This is a genomic window from Priestia sp. JNUCC 25 (assembly GCF_053667915.1).
On record NZ_CM132211.1, the window covers coordinates 1,274,741 to 1,296,144 of the forward strand.

Annotated in this window: 16 protein-coding genes and 2 riboswitches; of the genes, 10 read left to right on the forward strand and 6 right to left on the reverse strand. The window is 38.9% G+C overall.

Translation table 11 applies throughout. The annotated features are described in order from the left end of the window. Positions 1 to 205 precede the first annotated feature (205 nt). Together metH and JNUCC25_RS06525 are read right to left on the reverse strand one after the other, a co-directional pair. Complete coding sequence (gene metH / locus JNUCC25_RS06520; RefSeq protein WP_057274553.1) at positions 206 to 3,649, reverse strand: methionine synthase; 3,444 nt, start codon at positions 3,647 to 3,649, stop codon at positions 206 to 208. After that, on the reverse strand, positions 3,650 to 5,488 hold the full coding sequence (locus JNUCC25_RS06525; RefSeq protein ID WP_013082256.1) for a bifunctional homocysteine S-methyltransferase/methylenetetrahydrofolate reductase: 1,839 nt from the start codon (positions 5,486 to 5,488) through the stop codon (positions 3,650 to 3,652). A gap of 107 nt (positions 5,489 to 5,595) precedes the next feature. Continuing rightward, positions 5,596 to 5,702, reverse strand: a riboswitch (SAM riboswitch). A 344-nt stretch (positions 5,703 to 6,046) separates the two neighbouring features. On the opposite strand from JNUCC25_RS06525, the gene JNUCC25_RS06530 reads away from it, so the two are divergent. The 9 genes from JNUCC25_RS06530 to ptsP all read left to right on the forward strand — a co-directional run bounded on the left by JNUCC25_RS06530 (position 6,047) and on the right by ptsP (position 16,671). Then, positions 6,047 to 7,081, forward strand: coding sequence for a YkvI family membrane protein (locus tag JNUCC25_RS06530; RefSeq protein WP_013056003.1), 1,035 nt, complete (start codon positions 6,047 to 6,049; stop codon positions 7,079 to 7,081). Between the two features lie 107 nt (positions 7,082 to 7,188). Further along, positions 7,189 to 7,339, forward strand: a riboswitch (FMN riboswitch). A gap of 278 nt (positions 7,340 to 7,617) precedes the next feature. Then, positions 7,618 to 8,277, forward strand: coding sequence for a riboflavin synthase (gene ribE, locus JNUCC25_RS06535; RefSeq protein ID WP_013056005.1), 660 nt, complete (start codon positions 7,618 to 7,620; stop codon positions 8,275 to 8,277). A gap of 16 nt (positions 8,278 to 8,293) precedes the next feature. Then, entirely contained in the window at positions 8,294 to 9,487 is a 1,194-nt protein-coding gene (locus JNUCC25_RS06540) for a bifunctional 3,4-dihydroxy-2-butanone-4-phosphate synthase/GTP cyclohydrolase II (protein ID WP_013082259.1), read from the forward strand. A 91-nt stretch (positions 9,488 to 9,578) separates the two neighbouring features. Beyond that, the gene (ribH, locus tag JNUCC25_RS06545) at positions 9,579 to 10,049 is read left to right on the forward strand and encodes a 6,7-dimethyl-8-ribityllumazine synthase (RefSeq protein WP_013056007.1); all 471 of its coding nucleotides are present in this window, start codon (positions 9,579 to 9,581) and stop codon (positions 10,047 to 10,049) included. A gap of 437 nt (positions 10,050 to 10,486) precedes the next feature. Then, positions 10,487 to 11,359 (forward strand): hypothetical protein, encoded by an 873-nt coding sequence (locus tag JNUCC25_RS06550; RefSeq protein WP_013056008.1) that lies wholly within the window; start codon positions 10,487 to 10,489, stop codon positions 11,357 to 11,359. A 131-nt stretch (positions 11,360 to 11,490) separates the two neighbouring features. Then, positions 11,491 to 12,339, forward strand: a complete 849-nt coding sequence (gene glcT, locus JNUCC25_RS06555; RefSeq protein ID WP_013056009.1) for a glucose PTS transporter transcription antiterminator GlcT — start codon at positions 11,491 to 11,493, stop codon at positions 12,337 to 12,339. Positions 12,340 to 12,610: 271 nt separating this feature from the next. After that, positions 12,611 to 14,665: a glucose-specific PTS transporter subunit IIBC gene (ptsG, locus tag JNUCC25_RS06560; protein ID WP_013056010.1), complete on the forward strand. Its 2,055-nt coding sequence runs from the start codon at positions 12,611 to 12,613 to the stop codon at positions 14,663 to 14,665. Positions 14,666 to 14,683: 18 nt separating this feature from the next. Continuing rightward, a complete protein-coding gene (locus tag JNUCC25_RS06565) occupies positions 14,684 to 14,950 on the forward strand; it encodes a phosphocarrier protein HPr (RefSeq protein ID WP_013056011.1) in 267 nt (88 codons plus the stop codon). Further along, the gene (gene ptsP, locus JNUCC25_RS06570; RefSeq protein ID WP_013082261.1) at positions 14,950 to 16,671 is read left to right on the forward strand and encodes a phosphoenolpyruvate--protein phosphotransferase; all 1,722 of its coding nucleotides are present in this window, start codon (positions 14,950 to 14,952) and stop codon (positions 16,669 to 16,671) included. The genes JNUCC25_RS06565 and ptsP overlap by 1 nt, the downstream gene beginning before the upstream one ends. Positions 16,672 to 16,712: 41 nt before the next feature. On the opposite strand, the gene JNUCC25_RS06575 is transcribed toward ptsP, so the two are convergent. The 3 genes from JNUCC25_RS06575 to JNUCC25_RS06585 all read right to left on the reverse strand — a co-directional run bounded on the left by JNUCC25_RS06575 (position 16,713) and on the right by JNUCC25_RS06585 (position 19,279). Next, positions 16,713 to 17,399 carry an LrgB family protein gene (locus JNUCC25_RS06575; RefSeq protein ID WP_013056013.1) on the reverse strand — a complete coding sequence of 229 codons (687 nt, stop codon included), beginning with the start codon at positions 17,397 to 17,399 and terminating at the stop codon, positions 16,713 to 16,715. After that, positions 17,396 to 17,764, reverse strand: coding sequence for a CidA/LrgA family holin-like protein (locus tag JNUCC25_RS06580; protein WP_013082263.1), 369 nt, complete (start codon positions 17,762 to 17,764; stop codon positions 17,396 to 17,398). The genes JNUCC25_RS06575 and JNUCC25_RS06580 overlap by 4 nt, the downstream gene beginning before the upstream one ends. A gap of 639 nt (positions 17,765 to 18,403) precedes the next feature. Continuing rightward, positions 18,404 to 19,279 (reverse strand): LysR family transcriptional regulator, encoded by an 876-nt coding sequence (locus tag JNUCC25_RS06585; RefSeq protein ID WP_013056015.1) that lies wholly within the window; start codon positions 19,277 to 19,279, stop codon positions 18,404 to 18,406. Positions 19,280 to 19,519: 240 nt separating this feature from the next. Here JNUCC25_RS06585 and JNUCC25_RS06590 point away from each other — a divergent pair, with 240 nt between their 5' ends. Next, positions 19,520 to 20,296, forward strand: coding sequence for a hypothetical protein (locus tag JNUCC25_RS06590; protein WP_013056016.1), 777 nt, complete (start codon positions 19,520 to 19,522; stop codon positions 20,294 to 20,296). Between the two features lie 297 nt (positions 20,297 to 20,593). Here the strand turns inward: JNUCC25_RS06590 and JNUCC25_RS06595 are convergent, their stop codons facing one another. Then, on the reverse strand, positions 20,594 to 21,289 hold the full coding sequence (locus JNUCC25_RS06595; protein WP_029325102.1) for a GNAT family N-acetyltransferase: 696 nt from the start codon (positions 21,287 to 21,289) through the stop codon (positions 20,594 to 20,596). Positions 21,290 to 21,404 lie beyond the last annotated feature (115 nt).

Below are 21,404 nucleotides of genomic sequence, written 5' to 3' on the forward strand. Positions count from 1 at the left end.
TGCCCTTCAATCAACAGCTAGAAACAGCTACATGAAATCTAGTTCACCATCATAATGAAAAAATCCGAATGGAGTTGATTCTCAGTCAAGAATCTGAATTCACCGTTCGGATCTTTCTTCAGCTAAAATACATTTGTCGCAGCCTTTTTTTCAGATTTGTTCACTGTAAAAAAACAGCCGCGGTCTAAAAGACCGCGGCCATATTTTATAATACGTTAAAATATTTCGCTTCAGGATGTGCAAAAACAAGGGCTGTAACAGAAGCTTCTGGTTCCATCATGAAACCGTCTGTTAACTGAATGCCGATGTCTTCAGGTTTAAGTAATTTAAACAGTTTTGCTTGGTCCTCAAGGTCTGGACATGCAGGATATCCGAATGAAAAACGCTGACCTTGGTATTTGGCTGAAAAACGCTCCGCCATTGTAAAGTCAGGCGAATCGGGGAATCCCCAGCGGTCACGAATTTGCTGATGAACACGTTCTGCTAATCCTTCAGCTAGTTCAAGCGCAAGAGCTTGGAACACGTGACTCTTTAAAAACTCGCCGTTTTCTTTGAATTTCGCGGCGCGTTCGCGAATGCCTGTTCCTGCTGTTACAGAGAAGAAACATACATAGTCCATCTCTTTTTCTTTAGGTTTTGCAAAATCAGATAAGCACAGGAACTGTCCTTTTGCTTGTCGAGGGAAGGTAAAGCGTTCAATTTCTGTTTTTTCATCAGCAGGATCATAAATAATTAAATCATTTCCGTCTGCTTGAGCAGGGAAGAACTGATAAATAACCGCTGGCTTAATTAAGTTTTCTTTTAGTGCCAGTTCGAGCAGGTCATCAACGGTTTCTTTTAATTGAACAGCACGCTCGTCTTTTTCAGCAAGCAGCTTATTCACTTTTCCTTTTAGTCCTAAGTGATGGCCTAAAAGCATCTGCCAGTTAATATACGGAAGAACCTGTGCCAAATCGTAGTGTTTGACAACGTGCCGCTTTAAATCAGCCGGTACAAAAACAGGAGCGTCCGTTGAAATGGCGGATCTTTCTAAAACAGCCGTAGCTGCTTGAGCGGTTTGAGGCTGGCGTTCTCGAACCGTTACTTTCTTTTCTTGCCGCGTTTTTAAATCTGCTAAAAGCTGAATAACTTCTTCTTTGTTCTGCAGCTTATTTGCTAACGCTAATCCGTCCATCGCATCTTTGGCGTAGAGGACCGCACCTTCATATTCCGGGGCAATTTTAAAGTCAGTAAATTTACGGGAAAGGGCAGCGCCTCCTACCATAATTGGAACATCAATGCTTGATTGTGTTAAATCTTGGGCAGTCAAAACCATTTGCTGAGCTGACTTTACTAGAAGACCTGACAGGCCAATGATGTCTGGCTTTTCTTCTTTTACTGCTTCAATCAGCTGCTGCGGCGTTACTTTAATCCCTAAATCAATTACTTTAAAACCATTGTTGCTTAAAATGATGTCTACTAAGTTTTTACCGATATCATGCACGTCGCCTTTAACCGTTGCAAGAATAACTTTGCCTTTTCCAGAATCATTTTCAGTTGCTTCCATATGAGGTTCTAAAAAGGCAACGGATGCTTTCATCACTTCCGCACTTTGAAGCACTTCTGCTACAATCAGCTGGTTGTCATTAAACAAACGTCCAACTTCCGCCATGCCCTTCATAAGCGGTCCGTTAATAATATCTAACGGATCATCATATTGAGCTAAAGCCTGTTCTAAATCAGGAAGCAATCCTTCTTTTGTACCTTCGACAATATACATTGCCAATCGTTCTTCGAGTGTTAACGTAGAAATTTCTACTTTTGCTTCTTTCTTTTTATCACGATAAAAGTCGGTAAACGTGCTTAACGTTTCATCAGTTGTGTTAAATAATAACGCATTAGCCAGCTCAATTTCAGCTTCTGGAATAGAAGCATAGCGCTCTAACTTTTCGGTATTGACAATGGCATAATCGAGTCCAGCCTGCGTACAGTGATAAAGGTAAACGGCATTTAGTACTTCACGTCCGACTGGAGGAAGACCGAATGACACGTTACTTACGCCAAGAATGGTCAGGCAATCAGGCAGGGCTTCTTTAATCATTTTAATTCCCTTAACTGTTTCTTCAGCAGAACCAATATATTGTTCATCACCAGTCCCTACAGGAAACACAAGAGGGTCAAAAATAATATCTTTTGGATTAAAGCCATGTTTTTCAACAAGCAAATCATGTGAGCGTTTAGCAATCTCTACTTTTCGTTCTGCAGTAACGGCCATGCCTGTTTCATCGATTGTACCGACAACCAGAGCTGCACCGAATTTTTTTACTAGCGGTAAGATTGCATCAAAACGCTCTTCACCATCTTCTAAGTTAATGGAGTTAATAATGACCTTACCTTGTGAGTACGTTAAAGCTTTTTCAATAACTTTCTCGTCCGTTGAATCGATTACAAGAGGAACCTTCACTTTTTTTACAACTTCTTGAATAAATTCCTCCATGTCTTCCATTTCTTCACGGTCTGGATCTGCTAAGCAAATATCAATAACGTGAGCACCATTTTTAACTTGAGCACGCGCAATTTCAGATGCTTCTTCAATTTTTCCTTCTGCAATCAGACGCTTGAACTTGCGAGAACCGATTACATTCGTACGTTCTCCCACAAAAAGAGGGCGCATAGAATCGTCATATACAAGTGGTTCAATACCGGTTACAGCATGGTTATGCTCGGAGCGATCGAGCGAACGAGGCGCAACCTCTTTTACCGCTTCAGCCAGTGCTTTAATATGAGCAGGCGTTGTACCACAGCATCCGCCTACAAAGTTCAGCCAGCCTTTATCAGCAAACCCTTTAATTTTTTGAGCAAGCAGCTCAGGGGATTCATGATAATTGCCTTCTTCATCCGGAAGTCCAGCGTTTGGATAACAGCTAACTGCTGAAGTGGCTAGGTCTGAAAGAGAGCGAATATGATCCGTCATAAATTCAGGGCCTGTCGCGCAGTTAAGTCCGACTGAAAGAGGCTTCATGTGTTCCAGTGATAAGTAAAAAGATTCGATATCTTGACCAGCGAGAGTTGTTCCCATAGGCTCAATTGTTCCTGAAATCATAATAGGAACTTCGGTTTTTAGTTTTTCAAACGCCGCTGTAATCCCTAGAAACGCGGCTTTTACGTTCAGCATGTCTTGACAGGTTTCGACTAAAAGTAAGTCAACGCCGCCGTCTAACAAACCCCGAACTTGCTCTTCGTACGATTCTACTAACTCAGGGAATGTAATGCCTCCGGTAACAGAGAGAGTTTTAGTGGTAGGACCGATAGCTCCAGCTACGAACCTAGGCCATTCGGGAGTTGAATATTTATCGCGGGCTGCACAAGCAAGCTTCACAGCTTCGATATTCAATTCATAAGCCAAGTGACCTAAATCGTATTCATCAAGTACGGTAGATGTTGAGCCAAACGTATTGGTTTCAATGATGTCGGCACCTGCTGCAAAGTACTCTTCATGAATGCGCTGAATCACATGAGGCGCTGTTCGAGTCAAATATTCGTTACAGCCTTCATATTCTTCGCCGCCAAAATCTTCAGCGGTTAAATCAGCATCTTGAATCATCGTTCCCATTGCTCCATCGATGACGAGTATTCGCTTCTTTAGTTGTTGTTCGATAAGTGAGCTCATTTATATCTTCCTTTCTGATGTAACAAGTTGCTTGTCATGAATATAGCGTGTTAGAATCTCGGTCATTTCATAGCGCATAAACGGCGTAATTAAGTAAATACCGTCAAATAACTCATATGCTGTATCAATTAAGTTCTTTGCAATCGCAAGACCTTCGACTTCACCGCGAATCCGGTCATTTCCCGTTGCATCCATGCGTTCTAGAATATCTTCTGATAATTTAATTCCAGGTACTTCATGGTGAATAAATCGAGCATTTCTTGCGCTTGTTAACGGCATGATCCCGATGTATACCGGTGTTGTTAAATGTTTGGTTGCTTCATATACCTCTTCAATTTGCTTAGTTGAATAGAGAGGCTGAGTAATGAAATAGTGAGCCCCGCAGTCGATTTTCTTTTCCAAACGCTGAACGGCTCGGTCTAAGTGACGCACGTTTGGATTAAAGGCAGCTGCGATGGAAAAATTGGTTTTTTGACCAAGCGGTTTACCGGAATAAGATAGTCCTTCATTAAACTGAGCGATTAAACTAATCAAGTCAAATGAAGATAAATCGTAGACCGAAGTGGCGCCAGGGAAATCGCCAACTTTTGACGGATCACCGGTAATTGCAAGCACTTGATTCATTCCTAGCGTATGAAGTCCCATTAAATGAGATTGAAGTCCAATTAAATTTCGGTCGCGACAGGTAATATGAATAAGCGGTCGTGCTTTTGTTTCTTGCTGCATCAGTGTTGCCATTGCCAAGTTGCTGATGCGAGGTGAGGCAAGAGAATTATCAGCTAATGTAATAGCATCTACGCCGACTTTATCAAGTGCTTTTGCGCCTTCTAAAAATTTCGTCGGACCAAGCTGTTTAGGCGGATCTAGCTCGACGATAACCGAGCGGCGTTTCTTCACAATTTCATGCATATGAGGTTTATCCTGCTGCTCACGCTCTTGAACCGTAACGGCTGGTCTCATTTTAACGACTTTGCTTGTAATCGGAGGCAGGTCTTTTAAGGCAGATGACATTGCGCGTACGTGAGCTGGTGTTGTACCGCAGCATCCTCCAATTAAGCGAACCCCTTGTTCGCGGAATAAACGCGCGCTTTCTACAAAGTAGTCTTCATTAGTTTCATATTCCAGCTTTCCTTCCACATACGCCGGAAGGCTGGCATTAGGGTAAGCAGATAAGAAAGCACGATCAGGAAGCGGTACTTCTTCAAGAGACTGAATCATATGATAAGGACCTAAGCGGCAGTTTAGCCCGACAACATCTGCTCCCAACGCTTCTAATTCTTTTAATGCATCTGCTAAAGGACGGCCATCTTGCAGCACGCCAATATCATGCAGGGAAACGTGGGTAATAATAGGCTTATCCGTTTCTTTTCTTGCCAGTGTAAGAACGGTCTTTAATTCTTCGAAATCATAGTATGTTTCAAATAAAAGGCCATCCACGCCTTCATTTAAAAGCCAAAACATTTGTTCACGAATGCTTCGCTTAACCTCTTCTAAACTAATAGCGTTTTTTTGGAAAGAACGAATTCCGCCGAGTGTACCAACCACGTAAGCCTGATCTTTTGCAGCTTGTTTCGCTAATTTTACACCAGCAACATTGATGTCTTTGACTGAATCTTCTAATCCATAACGGGCAAGTTTTTGATAATTAGCAGCGTACGTATTTGTTTGAATAACGTTTGCACCAGCTTCTACATAGGCTCTGTGAATACGAGAAACCTCTTCTGGTTTGGTGATGTTTAGTTCTTCAAAACAGCTGTCAATACCGTGTGAGTAAAGGAGGGTACCAGTGGCACCATCCCCAATTAAAATTTTAGACTTTAAATCTTCAAGTAACCCCATGTCAAAACCTCCTTAAATTGTTCCGCTTCTATTTCACGAGTGATTCGTTTTATGCAATATGCCGATAAAATAGAAAAAGTCTTCTTAAGAAGAAGACTTTTTTCGCCTTCTTATCTTCCAAGCAATAAATTGCTTGCTGGATTTAGCACCATGTCTCTAACGACTGGTTGCTGAGGTTTCAAAGGGCCAGTCCCTCCACCTCTCATGATAAGAATCAATTGTATATAATTGAAACATATTTTTTTAAATAGAAAGAATACTTATTTAATAATTTATCTGATTTTTAGAAATTATACAACAGTAAATTGTGAATTTCCAGCAAATATTGAGGGAAATTTAAAAGCTGAAGGGAAAATATCCGTATATTTTGTTTAAAAATGACTGTTATGTTAGGGGTTAAGGAGTTTTTTGTGAGAAATACAAAAAGAAAATGAAAAATAAAAAATAAACGAAAAGGTACAAGCGCTGGGATATGCGTAGATTTACACGTAAAAAGGCTCGTCTTTTTTTAATCGTTTCTACATATAGTGAACTATGAAGGGTAGAAGGGTGATGGGCATGAAAAGGTGGAAACTCACGCTGCAGGTTGCTGCTACGTATGTAGGCACCGTTGTAGGAGCCGGTTTTGCAACAGGCAAGGAAATCGTTCAATTTTTTACACAGTACGGGGAACTTGGAATGGTCGGAATTTTGGTCAGCGGCTTGTTTTTTATTTGGCTAGGTTCAAAAATGATGCTGCTTTCGCACGCAATTGGGGCTTCTTCTTATCAGCAGCTTAATACATATTTATTTGGTGATGTGCTTGGAAAAGCGGTAAACGGTGTAATGATTGTCATTTTATTTGGAGTAACTTCAGTCATGCTAGCGAGTACGGGGGCAATAGGAAAAGAACAGTTTGGACTGTGGCCTCCTGTTGGGATGATTTTTACAATTGTTTTAACTTATATATTTATCGCAAAAGGAATTAACGGTATTTTAATGGTTAATTCTCTTGTTGTGCCGATGATGCTTTCATTTGCTTTTATCATCTTTGTACCAAATATCAGCTATTTCTCACTGATTCAAACGAAGCCGGATTTAACGCTCGTCACGCAGTGGAAGTGGGCGGTTAGTCCCTTTTTATATATTTCCCTAAATCTAGCTTTGGCTCAGGCCGTTTTGGTTCCATTAGGAAGCTCCGTGAAAGATAGGAGCGTGATTAAAAAAGGGGCCGTAATAGGAGGGTGTGTACTTACGTTTATGCTTGTTTCTACTCATCTTGCCCTTTCCAATTTGCCTTATTCATTTCAACTTGATATTCCGATGAGTGCCGTTGTTAAAAATATCTCAGCGTGGGTGAATGTTTTATTTACGGTAGTTGTGTTAGGCGAGATTTTTACTACATTGATTGGAAATGTATTTGGAATCGCTAAGCAGCTTCAGTCATTTCTTCCCCTGAATGACAAACAAGCTTTTGCGTTTATTATCTTGGCCTGCTTTATTATTGGGCAATTCGGATATGCCCAGCTTCTTGAGTTTTTGTATCCGATATTTGGCTATATTGGACTAGCTTTTGTATGGATGCTATGTATTAAAAAAGAAAAAATAAGCTAAAAGCTGGATTTTAAAGAATAGATGTGAAAAAACGAAGTTAAATGATGTGACAAGTCGATTTTACTTTGCTATAATGTAAAACAAATAAGACTATAGCAGTCGAATATATTATCCTTCGGGGTCGGGTGTAAGTCCCAACCGGCGGTGATAAAGCGTATGCTTTTAAGCCCGTGACCCGTTTTCATACGATGTATGTTAGCGGTGGATCTAGTTAAAATCTAGAGCCGACAGTAAAAGTCTGGATGGGAGAAGGATCAGGAAGCACAGTTGTTTTTTTGTGTTGAATTAATAAGGGACACGTTTGCCTTTTTTAAAGCTACCCTTGTTTTTGTACACAAAATATAACTGTTTATTTCGTATACAATTAGCGGAATTTTGCATAGATAAAACTGATTCAGCTCAGCCGACCCCTTGGACATTTGTTCAAGGGGCTTTTTTATTTTCAGTGGTTGGGGGAAAGATAAATATGAAAAAAAAGCAGCTGCTATTTCAAAACGGTATAAGAAGTTGGAATAGCGCCAAAGCAGGTGAAGAAAATGTTCACAGGTATCATTGAAGAAATTGGAAAAATAAAACGTATTCAAAAGGCCACAGAAGCAATTGTTCTTACGATTGATGCGAAGACCGTGTTAGAAGATGTGAACTTAGGGGACAGTATTTCAGTTAACGGCGTTTGTTTAACCGTAACGGCTTACTCTCAAAATGAATTTACGGTCGATGTCATGCCGGAGACGATTAAAGCAAGTACCCTTCAGCTTCTAACCGTTGGATCACGTGTTAACTTAGAGCGGGCGATGGCTGCAAATGGCCGGTTTGGAGGGCATTTCGTTAGCGGACACGTTGATGGAATTGGAACCATTGTAAGCAAAACACGTAAAGGAAATGCCTTTTATTATGAAATTCAAGTCGATCCCGAACTTCGTGAATTTATGATGTTAAAAGGGTCTGTTTCCGTAGACGGAACAAGTCTTACTATTTTTGATGTCAGCAACCAATCATTTACTATTTCTCTTATTCCTCATACGGTGCTTCACACAGTCGTTGGAGACAAACAGCGAGGAGACAAGGTAAATATTGAATGCGATATGTTAGCTAAATATATGCATCAGATGATGACAAATAAGTCAACCCCTGGCGCCTCGAATCGTTCAGGTAACATGAAGGATTTATTGCAGCAGCATGGTTTTACAAATTAACAGTGAGGTGAAAGAGATGTTTCATAAAGTAGAAGAAGCCATTGAAGAGTTAAAAAAGGGAAAAGTGGTTATTGTATGCGATGATGAAGATCGAGAAAACGAAGGAGATTTTATTGCATTAGCCGAAAAAACGACGCCTGAGGTTATTAACTTTATGGCTACTCATGGAAGAGGATTAATTTGTACACCTGTTAATGAAGAAATTGCGCATAAATTGAATCTTCACCCGATGGTAGCGAACAATACGGATGTACATGGAACAGCATTTACAGTAAGTATTGATCATATTTCAAGTACAACAGGTATCAGTGCATACGAACGCTCTGCTACGGTTATGGCTCTTGTAAATGAAGCGACGGTAGCAAGTGATTTTCAACGCCCAGGACATATTTTCCCATTGATTGCAAAAGACGGGGGCGTTCTGCAGCGTGCAGGTCATACAGAGGCTGCTGTTGATTTAGCAGTATTAGCAGGAGGAAAGCCTGCGGGTGTTATTTGTGAAATTATGAATGAAGATGGAACAATGGCACGTGTACCGGATTTAACAAAAATTGCAGAGCAATTTGATTTAAAAATGATTACAATAAAAGATTTGATTGCCTACCGCCGCAAACATGACCAGCTTATTAGCCGTGAAGTAGAAGTGAGCTTACCTACGGCATTTGGTGAGTTTAAAGCTGTAGGATATACAAATAAACTTGATAATAAAGAACATGTGGCTCTTATCAAAGGTGATATTGATCATAATAGCCCCGTTCTCGTTCGCGTTCACTCTGAGTGTTTGACTGGAGATGTGTTTGGTTCTGAACGCTGCGACTGCGGTCCTCAGCTTCACGCAGCTCTTACGCAAATTGAAGAAGAAGGACGCGGCATTCTGCTGTATATGCGTCAAGAGGGCAGAGGTATTGGCTTACTAAATAAGCTAAGAGCATATAAGCTGCAGGAAGAAGGATACGATACCGTAGAAGCGAATGAAAAACTCGGGTTTGCGGCGGATCTGCGAGAGTATGGAATCGGTGCTCAAATCTTAAAAGACCTTGGAGTCAAACAAATGAAGCTTTTAACGAATAACCCTCGTAAAATTACTGGGCTAAAAGGCTACGACCTTGAAGTGATCGAGCGAGTGCCTCTTCAAATGCCGGCAGTGGATGCCAATAAAAAATACTTAGATACAAAAGCTAAAAAATTAGGTCATTTATTACATTTATAATTTTACACTTTTTTTCGTTATAACAAATGAAGCTAATTCATGAAAAGAAATGTAAATAACTATATATTAATACTAGCAGGAGGAACAAAAGATGAATCATTTATATGAAGGAAATTTAGTAGGCACAGGATTAAAAATCGGAATCGTGGTAGGGCGTTTTAATGAATTTATTACAGGCCGTTTACTTAGTGGAGCAGAAGATGCGCTCAAACGTCACGGCGTAGCTGATGAAGACGTAGACGTGGCTTGGGTACCGGGCGCTTATGAAATCCCATTAATCGCCAAAAAATTAGCTGAATCTAAAAAATATGATGCAGTGATTACGCTAGGAACCGTTATTCGAGGAGCTACTCCACACTTTGATTTTGTATGTAATGAAGTAGCAAAAGGCGTTGCATCTCAAAGCTTACAAACAGGCGTGCCAATTATCTTTGGTGTATTAACAACTGAAACAATTGAGCAAGCAATTGAACGTGCAGGAACAAAAGCAGGAAATAAAGGATGGGAAGCTGCAGCATCAGCTATCGAAATGGCTAACCTTTCAAAAATGATTGAAGGATAATAGATACCATTCCAGTTTTTATAAGCTGAAGAGTTAAAAGAGGCTGAAACAAAAGTATGTTAGTTGAAAGAAGATCCGAACGATGAATCGTTCGGATTTTTTTCATTGGCATGGTGAACGTAGGTTTCAGGTATGTAGTGGCTTCTAACTAAAGGGTAAGGCAAAGACTTCTGCGGGAGAAGCGGAAGAAAGACTTCTGCGGGAGAAGCGGAAGCGACGAGGAGGCTCAGCGGCCGCCCGCGGAAAGCGAAGTCTTGCACGGAAATCAACTGCAGTGTAGAAAGCGATCCAAACTATCTCATGTATCCCGTTTGTTCGCCTTTAGATTGGATTGAGGTAGTTATGTCTCAAGCTCTTTTGAATAGAAGCTAGCTATGTATAATTTGGCTAAAACGTCTTACTCTAAGTAATAATTAGGTCGTAAAAGGGAGACGTCTATGCCTCATTATACTGCTTTTTTTGCATTGATTATTATCAGCACAGCCGTTTTGCTTACAGTATTCATACGTAAAAAAGATAAAAAGCTAGTCGTTTTGCTTTTTTTTATCATTGGAATGGCTTATGTACTAGAGTATGTTGTATTTGTGTTGTTTGAAAGTTACGATTACGATCCTGATTTTATGACCAATGAATATTTTGATAATTTGTTTGGTTCCTTAACTTCTCAAGCGTTTGCTTTTCCAATCATGGCTATGGTGGTAGCTGCTTATCAATTAAAATTCCGCTATATTTTATTCATTTCAGCTATATTTATGGGGATTGAAGAATTATTTTTACACTGGGATATTTATACACATCACTGGTGGAAAACAATTTATACAGGCGTTTTAATGACCATAGGCTTTAGCATTTCAAAGATTTGGTATGTATGGCTAACAGAACGGTATATGACATTTGTGCATTACGCTACATTTTTTCTCGGGATGCTCGCCATTACTTCTACTATTATGTTTATGCTGTTAGCATATTTTCATAATAATTGGTTTTATACGGGATGGTTTGCGTCGGCTACTCATGATTCCGTAAATGCCACGATGATTTACGTTTGTATTGTTACGATTCTCCTCGTTTGGAGTGTAGCCAAAGAATTTTTTGTTGGAGCTGGAATGATTATAGCGGGGCTGCGTATAGTAGATATTTTGCTGATTCACTATGGGGTTTTGCTGGTATCTATTACCACTTCACTTGTTCTTTTTACGCTTTTACAAGCGGGTGCATTCATTCTGAGCGTTATGCTTCAAAACTTTATTATGAAAAATTGTTATGGGACGAGCAAAAAAGACGTTGCGTTTCCAGCGAAGAACTACTAAGATAATACGTAACTCAAATAGTTTAGTTCAATAATATTTGAAACAAAGAAAAATGAATTGACGGTTATGCGTATTATTTGTAAGATAGGAAAGCAAATAATAGAAAGCCGAAACAGGGGAGTGAAGGATTCGTGAAAGAGTCCTTTTTTGTAGAAAAGGTACTTAATAATAATGTATTAATTGCTAAACACCTTACCTATGATGAAGTTGTGCTAATTGGGAAAGGAATAGGGTTCAATAAGAAAAAAGGCGATGAAATCGATGCAAAAGCCGTGGAGAAAATGTTTTTGTTAAAGAGTGAAGAAGAGCAAGAACAGTACAAGCAGCTTTTAGCTCAGGTAGATGAAGACGTGATTGAAATGATGAATGATATTGTAACGCACATTCAAAAGCGTGTTAACATTCCTTTGAATGAGCATATACACATTTCATTGACGGATCATATCGCGTTTGCGATAAAACGTTTTCAGCAGGGAATGGGGCTTAAAAATCCATTTTTACTTGAAACAAAAGCTTTATATCCAGAGGAATATACGATCGCATCTGAAGTGGTAGAAATTATTAGTCGCAAAATAGGCGTGCAGCTTCCGGTAGGAGAGATTGGTTTTATTGCGCTTCATATCCACAGTGCGCTGACTGAAAAAAACCTGCTGGAAGTGAATCAAGACTCGCAGCTTATTCAAACGATTATTAATGTGATTGAAGAATCGCTTCATCTGCAGGTAGACAAAGAATCTGTGCACTATATGAGATTGATTCGTCATTTGCATTTTGCTATTGATCGAGTAAAAACAGGAGAAAAAATAGAAGAGCCAAAAAAAATTGCTTTGCTATTGAAAGAAGAATATCCCCTGTGTTACAATGTGTCTTGGAAAGTGATAAAAGTAATGCAGCAAGCGTTACATTTACCTGTATATGAAGCAGAAGCAGTTTACTTAACGATGCATCTGCAGCGACTTATAACAAAAACGGATTTATAAAATCATTTCAATACGTGTTACTGATACGATCAGGCATGAGTGAGAAATGAAGCGATGTGTAATTGGATGAGTGTATCCATTTATCGTTTCTTTTTCCTCATGCCTTTTTTTGTTATAAGAAAGCGCAATCATTTAAAGCTTAGGCTTCAGGACACCAGGAGATGTAATGAGTTTTCTAGTTAAAGAAAGCGTTTTATGAAAGCGCGTTAATGATTCACGTATCAAATAAATAGCTTGTTGCACACTAAATATATAAAAGGAGGTAAGCGCCATGTTTAAAAAACTTTTTGGAGTATTACAAAAAGTCGGAAAAGCGCTTATGTTGCCGGTTGCGATTTTACCGGCAGCAGGGATTTTACTTGGAGTAGGGACAGCGCTTCAAAACCCTACATTGTTAGATGCAGTACCGGCACTTGGTGCAGACTGGGTTCAATTGGTTTCAAATGTTTTGTCGCAAGCGGGTCAAATTGTATTTGACAACTTATCGCTATTGTTTGCCGTTGGTGTTGCCGTTGGTTTAGCTGGTGGTGACGGTGTAGCAGGTATTGCTGCAATTGTAGGCTACTTAATTATGAACAAAACGATGAGCACAATCTTAGTTGCTACAGGACAACTAGATCCTGACAAAATGGGTGCCAATCCAGCTTACACTAGCATCTTAGGAATTCCTACGTTAGCTACAGGTGTATTCGGGGGTATCATAGTAGGTATTTTAGCTTCATCCATGTATAATCGTTATTTCAATATTGAATTACCATCTTATTTAGGGTTCTTTGCAGGAAAACGATTTGTACCAATCATTACTGGGGTATTTTCAATTGTTTTAGGTGTTATTATGATTTTCATTTGGCCGCCAATTCAAAGCGGATTAAATGCTTTCTCTACTAACATGATTGATGCAAACCCAACTTTATCAGCTTTTGTATTTGGATTGATTGAACGTTCATTAATTCCATTTGGACTTCATCACATATTCTACTCTCCGTTCTGGTTTGAGTTTGGTGATTACGTTAATAAAGCAGGTCAACATATTCACGGTGACCAAAAGATTTTCTTTGCTCAATTAGCAGATGGCGTGCCTTTAACAGCAGGAACATTCCAAGTTGGTAAATTCCCGTTCATGATGTTCGGATTACCAGCAGCAGCTCTTGCGATTTATCACGAAGCTCGTCCTGAAAACAAAAAATATGTAGCTGGTATCATGGGTTCAGCTGCTTTAACATCTTTCTTAACGGGTATTACAGAGCCGCTTGAGTTCTCGTTCTTATTCGTAGCACCAGTACTATTTGCAATTCACGCAGTATTTGCTGGTTTATCATTTATGGTTATGCAATTATTAAATGTTAAAATCGGTATGACGTTCTCAGGTGGGGTTATCGATTACGTTCTATTTGGAGTTATGCAAAACCGTACAGCATGGTGGCTAGTTATTCCAGTAGGTTTAGTTCTAGCAGTTATTTACTACTTCGGTTTCCGCTTTGCAATCCGTAAATTTAACTTAAAAACACCGGGTCGTGAAGATAAAGAAGAAGGAGAAGAAGATGTAAAAGTAGAAGCAGCAGAGCTTCCAACAAATGTTTTAGCTGCACTTGGCGGTAAAGAAAACATTACACATTTAGATGCTTGTATTACGCGTTTGCGTGTATCAGTAGATGATGTAGGTAATGTTGATAAAAACCGCTTGAAAAAACTTGGAGCAGCTGGTGTTCTTGAAGTTGGTAACAATATTCAAGCTATTTTCGGTCCGAAATCTGACACGTTAAAAGGTCAAATTCAAGACATTATGAATGGCAAAACACCGGTTGTCACAAAAGAAGAGACAAAAACAATTGAAAAACCTGTTGCAACATCTGAAGTAGGAAGCGATAATGGTAATGATATTGTTTCACCGATTGAGGGAGAATTGGTACCTTTATCGGAAGTACCAGATCAGGTATTTTCACAAAAATTAATGGGTGACGGTTTTGCGATTATTCCGAAAACAGGCACGGTAGTTGCACCAGTGGACGGAAAAATAGTAAACTTATTCCCGACGAAACATGCTTTAGGTATTGAATCAACGACTGGACGTGAAATTTTAATTCACGTTGGTATTGATACAGTTAATTTAAAAGGCGAAGGTTTTGAAGCTTTAGTTGCCCAAGGCGATGAAGTGAAAAAAGGACAGCCTCTATTGAAAATTGATTTAGACTTTGTAAAAGAAAATGCGCCATCGACGATTACGCCGATCATTTTCACGAATTTACAAGCTGATGAAAAAATTGATATCTTAAAGCAGGGCCAAGTTTCTCAACAAGAAGCAAATATTATTAACATTTCAAAGTAAAAAGGAGATTGATTTAACATGGCACAAAAAACATTTACAGTAACAGCAGACTCAGGAATTCACGCACGTCCAGCAACAACTTTAGTACAAGCAGCAAGCAAATTTGATTCTGATATCAACTTAGAATTCAACGGTAAAACTGTAAACTTAAAATCAATCATGGGCGTTATGTCTTTAGGTATTCAAAAAGGCGCTACAATCACTATCTCTGCAGAAGGTTCTGACGAAGCAGATGCACTTGCTGCTCTTGAAGATACAATGAGCAAAGAAGGATTAGGCGAATAATGACAAAGGAAATTCAAGGCATTGCCGCTTCTAGCGGCATTGCTATTGCTAAAGCATTTCGTCTAGAAAATCCAGAATTAACCGTTGAAAAAAAATCAGTAACTGAAGTTGAAGCAGAAGTAGCACGTCTAGAAGCTGCGCTAGAAAAGTCAAAATCAGAACTTGAAATTATTAGAGAGCACGCTCGTAAAGAACTTGGAGATGACAAAGCAGAAATCTTTGAAGCTCACTTATTAGTTCTAAGCGATCCTGAACTTATTAATCCAATTAAAGATAAAATTACAAATGAAAATGTAAACGCTGAACATGCACTTGATGAAGTAGCGGCAATGTTTATTAATATGTTTGAGTCAATGGACAATGAATATATGAAAGAACGTGCTGCTGATATCCGTGACGTAACAAAACGTGTATTAGCTCATCTTTTAGGTGTAAACGTTTCAAATCCAAGCTTAATCTCAGAAGAAGTTGTCATTATCGCAGAAGATTTAACGCCGTCTGATACAGCACAGTTAAATCGTAAGTTCGTAAAAGGATTTACAACAGATATTGGCGGACGTACTTCTCACTCAGCAATTATGGCGCGTTCAATGGAGATCCCAGCTGTTGTAGGTACAAAAACAGTTATGGAAGACATTCAAAACGGTGTATTAGTAATTGTTGATGGTTTAGATGGCGAAGTTATCGTTGATCCAAGCGAAGAAACAGTAAAAGCTTACGAGAAAAAAGCCGCTGAGTATGCAGAACAAAAAGCTGAGTGGGCTAAGCTTGTGAATGAAAAAACGGTTTCAGCTGATGATCATCACGTTGAACTTGCAGCTAACATTGGTACACCAGAAGATGTAAAAGGCGTATTAGAAAACGGCGGCGAAGGCGTTGGCCTTTATCGTACAGAATTCTTATATATGGGTCGCGAAGATCTTCCGACGGAAGAAGAGCAGTTTACTTCTTATAAAACAGTTCTTGAACGTATGGAAGGCAAACCAGTGGTTGTTCGTACTCTTGACATTGGTGGAGACAAAGAGCTTCCTTATTTAAATCTACCAAAAGAAATGAACCCATTCTTAGGATTCCGTGCCATTCGCTTATGTCTAGAGATGCAAGACATGTTCCGTACACAGCTTCGTGCGCTTCTACGTGCAAGCGTATACGGTAATCTGAAAATTATGTTTCCTATGATTGCTACTGTTGATGAGTTCCGTCAAGCAAAAGCTATTCTTTTAGAAGAAAAAGCTAAACTTCAACAAGAAGGCGTACAAGTTTCGGAAGACATCGAAGTAGGGATGATGGTAGAGATTCCTTCCTCAGCGGTAATCGCAGATTTATTTGCTAAAGAAGTAGATTTCTTCTCTATCGGAACAAACGATTTAATTCAATACACGCTTGCTGCTGACCGCATGAATGAGCGCGTGTCTTATTTATACCAACCGTATAACCCAGCGATTCTTCGCTTGGTGAATATGGTAATCAAAGCGGCTCACAAAGAAGGTAAGTGGGTAGGCATGTGCGGAGAGATGGCAGGAGATGAGATTGCAATTCCAATTCTTTTAGGTTTAGGCTTAGATGAATTCTCAATGAGTGCAACATCTATTCTGAAAGCTCGTTCTCAAATCCGTCAATTATCAAAAGCTGATATCGAACCTCATTTAGATACAATTCTATCAATGTCTTCTACGGAAGAAGTTATTGAGTTCGTAAAATCAACTTTTCATATTGGATAATAAAAAGGTGTGATCATATATGATCACACCTTTTTTATCTTTTAAGCGAAAATAGTAGGCAGAAGCATATTCGCAAACAGCATTGTAAGAAGTGCTGCTACGATCATGCCAAGGCTAGAAAAAGTACCTTCAATTTTTCCAAATTCAAAAGCTCTTGCTGTACCTGTCCCATGAGAAGCTACTCCTAAAAGAAGACCTCTTGCTAGAGAAGAGTGCAGTGCGAGGAGCTTAATCAGTTTTGGAGCGACCATACATCCTACTACACCGGTTATAATCACAAACATAATGGTGATATTTGGATCTCCTCCTAGCGTCTGAGATACATTAACAGCAATAGGAATCGTAACCGATCTTGGAATCAAGCTATGAACCAGCGTTGATTGTAAATGAAACACTAATGCTAACAGCATGGAAGATATCATGGCAGCAAACGTGCCGAGCCCTACGCTTAAGCTGATTTCAACACGATGTTTTTTGAGTAAATCAAAATACTTAAACATAGGAACAGCAAAAGCAACGGTTGCTGGTCCAAGCATAAAGCTAATAGCACTGGCACCTTGCTTATAATGATCATAAGAGCCATTCGTTACTAATAAGATACCAATTAAAAGAATGGGGGCTAGTAAAATAGGGGAAACTAGCATAGACTTATATTTTTTATAGAGCACTTTTGTGCCGACATAAACGAGCAGTGTAAGCGGAAGAGCAATCCATGTGAGTAATGTCATTTTAGCGAACCTTCCTTTCTTCTTGAAATATGTTCTGCAATGATTCCCGTTATAGACATCACAATAATCGTACTGATTGTGATAATAATCACAATCTGGATTCCAAAATGCATCAATACATCTCCATAATTGATGAGTCCAACGACGGCTGGTATGAAAAATAGTAATAGTTCTCCCACTAACAGTGTTCCACCTTGTTCAACCCAGCTTAATTTAATTACTTTAAAGTACAGTAAGAAAAACAGTAAGAAAAATCCGATGATACTACCTGGCACTGGGAGGTCAAACCACTGTGAAATACTTTCTCCTATTAAAAACAGAGCCGTTAGTAATAAAATCTGTAAAATCACCATAATCAGTTTCATGATTAGCCTCCTTTATTTATGTTTTTATTCATTCATTCCTAGTTTGTTGAGACAATAATGGAGTCGTCTATGCTGAAAAGACGACTCCATCATGGGAAAAGAGAAACTATTTGGATTTTGCAAATGGGGATACAACTTAAGTAAATGAATGCTACACACTTATCTTACAAAAAAACGACTATAATATGAAATATATAATAACTATGATAACTATTCTTTTTAGTTATAGTTGAAAGAAATCTCTTTACAAATGCGTTGGTAACCTTTTCAAAAAAAGAGTTTGTGAAATATAAGGTCTAATTATTTAATAAAAGGTAATTAAAAAAAGAGATGGAGACATGCTTAAATCAATTCAATCTAAAGACGAACCAATGGGAAAAGTGATTTAGCATGAATGACTTATTACACCGTTGTTGATTTCCATGCAAGGCTTCGTTTTCCGCGGGCGGCCCCTGAGCCTCCTCGTCGCTTCCGCTTTTCCCGCAGGAGTCTTCGCCTTGCTCTCCAATCAACAGCTAAAAGCCGCTACATATATGGAACCTACGTTCACCACCATAAAAAAATCCGAACGAGTTTGATTTTCTATTAAGAATCAAACTCATTTGGATTTTTAATTAAACTACTTTTGTCTCAGCTTTGTTAAACTGTACTTTTAATATAATCAATAAAAGCCTGTGTAGCATAAGAGATATAGCGATCTTTTTTAACGATTAAAGCAATTTCCCATGGAATAGCATTCTCGAGATTAATTACTTTCACATGCTCCAAATCAAGCTTTTCACATAATGAATAAGGGAAAAGAGCAATGCCGAGATTAGCAGCTACCAACTCTCCAATGAAGTCCCACTGAGAGCTTTTAAAAGCAATATTAGGTGTAAATCCATTTTTTAAACATTCGTTATAGACCATTTCATGCATGGTGAAGTCTTCATGAAAGGAAATAAGCGTTTCGTCTTTTAACTCTTTTAATGAAATCGTAGAATGCTGAGCTAACGGATGAGATTTATGAACAACAAGCTGCAGTGTTTCTCGGGCTAAAGGAGTCGTAAAAAACATGTTTTCATCAACTGGAAGTAAAACTACGCCCACATCCACTTCTCCTTGTTCCACAAATTTTTGCATTCTTTTAGCGCCATATTCCACTAATTGAATATGAATCTCAGGGTATTGCTCTCGAAATGCTTTAATAATAGTAGGAAAAAACAATGTACCAATAATAGGGGGAATGCCTATTTTGATGGTTCCTCTTTTTAAATGCATTAAATCATAGAGGGAATCCGATAAATCTCGGAGAGAAGATAAAATGCTTTCTGCTTGCTCGTACACAATTATTCCTGCATCGGTAAGCTGAACTTGTTTGCCAGCGCGATCAAACAAAGGTGTGCCGAGCTCTTCTTCTAATGATTTAACCATTTTACTGAGAGAAGGTTGCGAAATATGCAGCGCTTCAGAAGCTCTTGTGAAATTTTTATGTTTAGCCACTTCTGTTAAGTAATGCAAATGGCGAACATCCATTTTGTATACCTCCGTGTTCATACATGCTAATTAATAAGATATACACATTCTACCACATTCACAATCAGCTCTATACCTTTCTTTCCTATCAAATAAAATGATCAGTAGAAGAGGAGTGAATACGAAAGAAATTGCCAACAATATATATTTACACATTGTTTATTTTAGAAGTATAATATATAAATCAGTAGAACGGTTACATATCGATCACAGAATCAATCAATAAGGTGGTTAGAACGGTTGAGTAAAGCAGATGAAATAAGAGATATCGTTTATATTAATGGCCATGTAAATAAAAAATGCTTTATTACATATGGAATTGAATTTAAAGAGTTTTATCATTCCCTTCCTACGCCGCTTGCAAATATATTATTGTTAAAGCACGGTTTTGAAGACAGTGATTACCATTACCAAACCCATATGGACTACGTAGAAGAAGAACAAATTCATCTTTTAGCAGAAGATGATGTTTATAATTATGGTGATTTTTGTTGGATTGATTTTGAGGATGTATCTTCGTTGGATTTGTTAGAACCTCAAGATATTGCAGCGCTGCTGTATTTAGGTCATTTAAAAAAACCGCTCAACTCGCCATTTAATAATAAACTCGGTAATCAATTTGTTTATTTAGCTCATGATGATGGATTTTACAACAAAATCTATTTTCGAGACGTGTATGATATGAAGCATATTTTAAGCCGAATCATTCCGTTGAAAATGTCAGAAATTAAGCAAAAAAGATTTGTATTTAGAAGGAAAAAGTTAGAATATCCAATATTGCCTCTAGTGTTAGCAAATACGCTTCTTACTTTAACGAATGACGGTTTGTTTATTGATTTTGAACACATGGTGCAATCCCGTAGAGATATTAAAATTCCTTTGTATACAATCGGTGACTTTGACGACATGAATGAAATGTATAATGATCGGTTTGAGCACAAAGAGATGAGTAAATTGCAGGCGCATCTTGTTCTCACTCATAAAGAGCTAGAGTGGAGCATTGAAGAAGTTCAATAATCTAAAAAGAGGTTGAGACATAACTAAATGAATCCAACCTAAAGACGAACACATGTGATACATGAGCTGGACTGCTTATTACACCGCAGTGGATTTCCATGCAAGGCGTCGCTTTCCGCGGGCGGCCGCTGAGCCTCGTCGCTTCCGCCCCTATAGGGTCTCACTTCCCGCAGGAGTCTTCGCCTTGCTCTCTAATCAACTGCTAGAAGGAACGAAACAGATAAAACTATATTCACAATCACAAAAAAACGAGCCGTTAATCAAACCTGTTGATTAACGGTTCGTTTTTCACTTGGGCTAAAATACCTTTGCTCCAGCCTCTTTTTGAATAGCCGTATAAAATGGATTTTTCCATTCCATTAGTACGGCGTAGTTGTGTGAATCTTCATCTTCAATATAGTTTGCTGCGAGACCAATAGGCGTTCTGCCACAGCGCATTAAAAAGGTCATAACCGGGTCGTAGAGAGTTCCGGCTGATACAAGGTTCATGTATTCAACGGGCGTGTACAAGGAAGACACTGATGCGTATCCAGGGATGCGGCACCCGCCGAGCAGCCTTTCTAAATTGTAATGAATCACGACTTCATATAAAGACTGCAAAAGCAGCTTCCCAAGCCCAATCGATCGATGCGAAGGAATGACGCATACGTCCACTACATAAAGCGTATTACCAGAAGGGTCGTGCGTATGAATATATCCGCTTCCTGTTACTTCATCCCATGTGTGAGCCTCATTTCCTTCCACTGAAACAATCGCGCTTGTGATAGATCCGCATATTGTCCCGTCTATCTCCACGCATAGCGCTCCATCCGGAAATAGGGAAACATGGTTATTTAACTGAGCTTTGCTCCATAATAATTCAGAAGGGAAAGGAGGGGGGAAACTTTCTTCTTGAATCCGAATCAGCTCATCGAAGTCATTTGATGTATATGATCGTACCGTACATGTTACAGGCTTATTTTGATGAAAGACAAAGCATTGCTTTTTATACACTGCTTTTTTGCCTCCTTTAAGAAATAATTTTCAGATAATTAAGTATACCATATGGAAAAAAGAAATTATTTCATATTTATTGAAGAATTTGACGAGAACGTGATAAAGTTAAAAA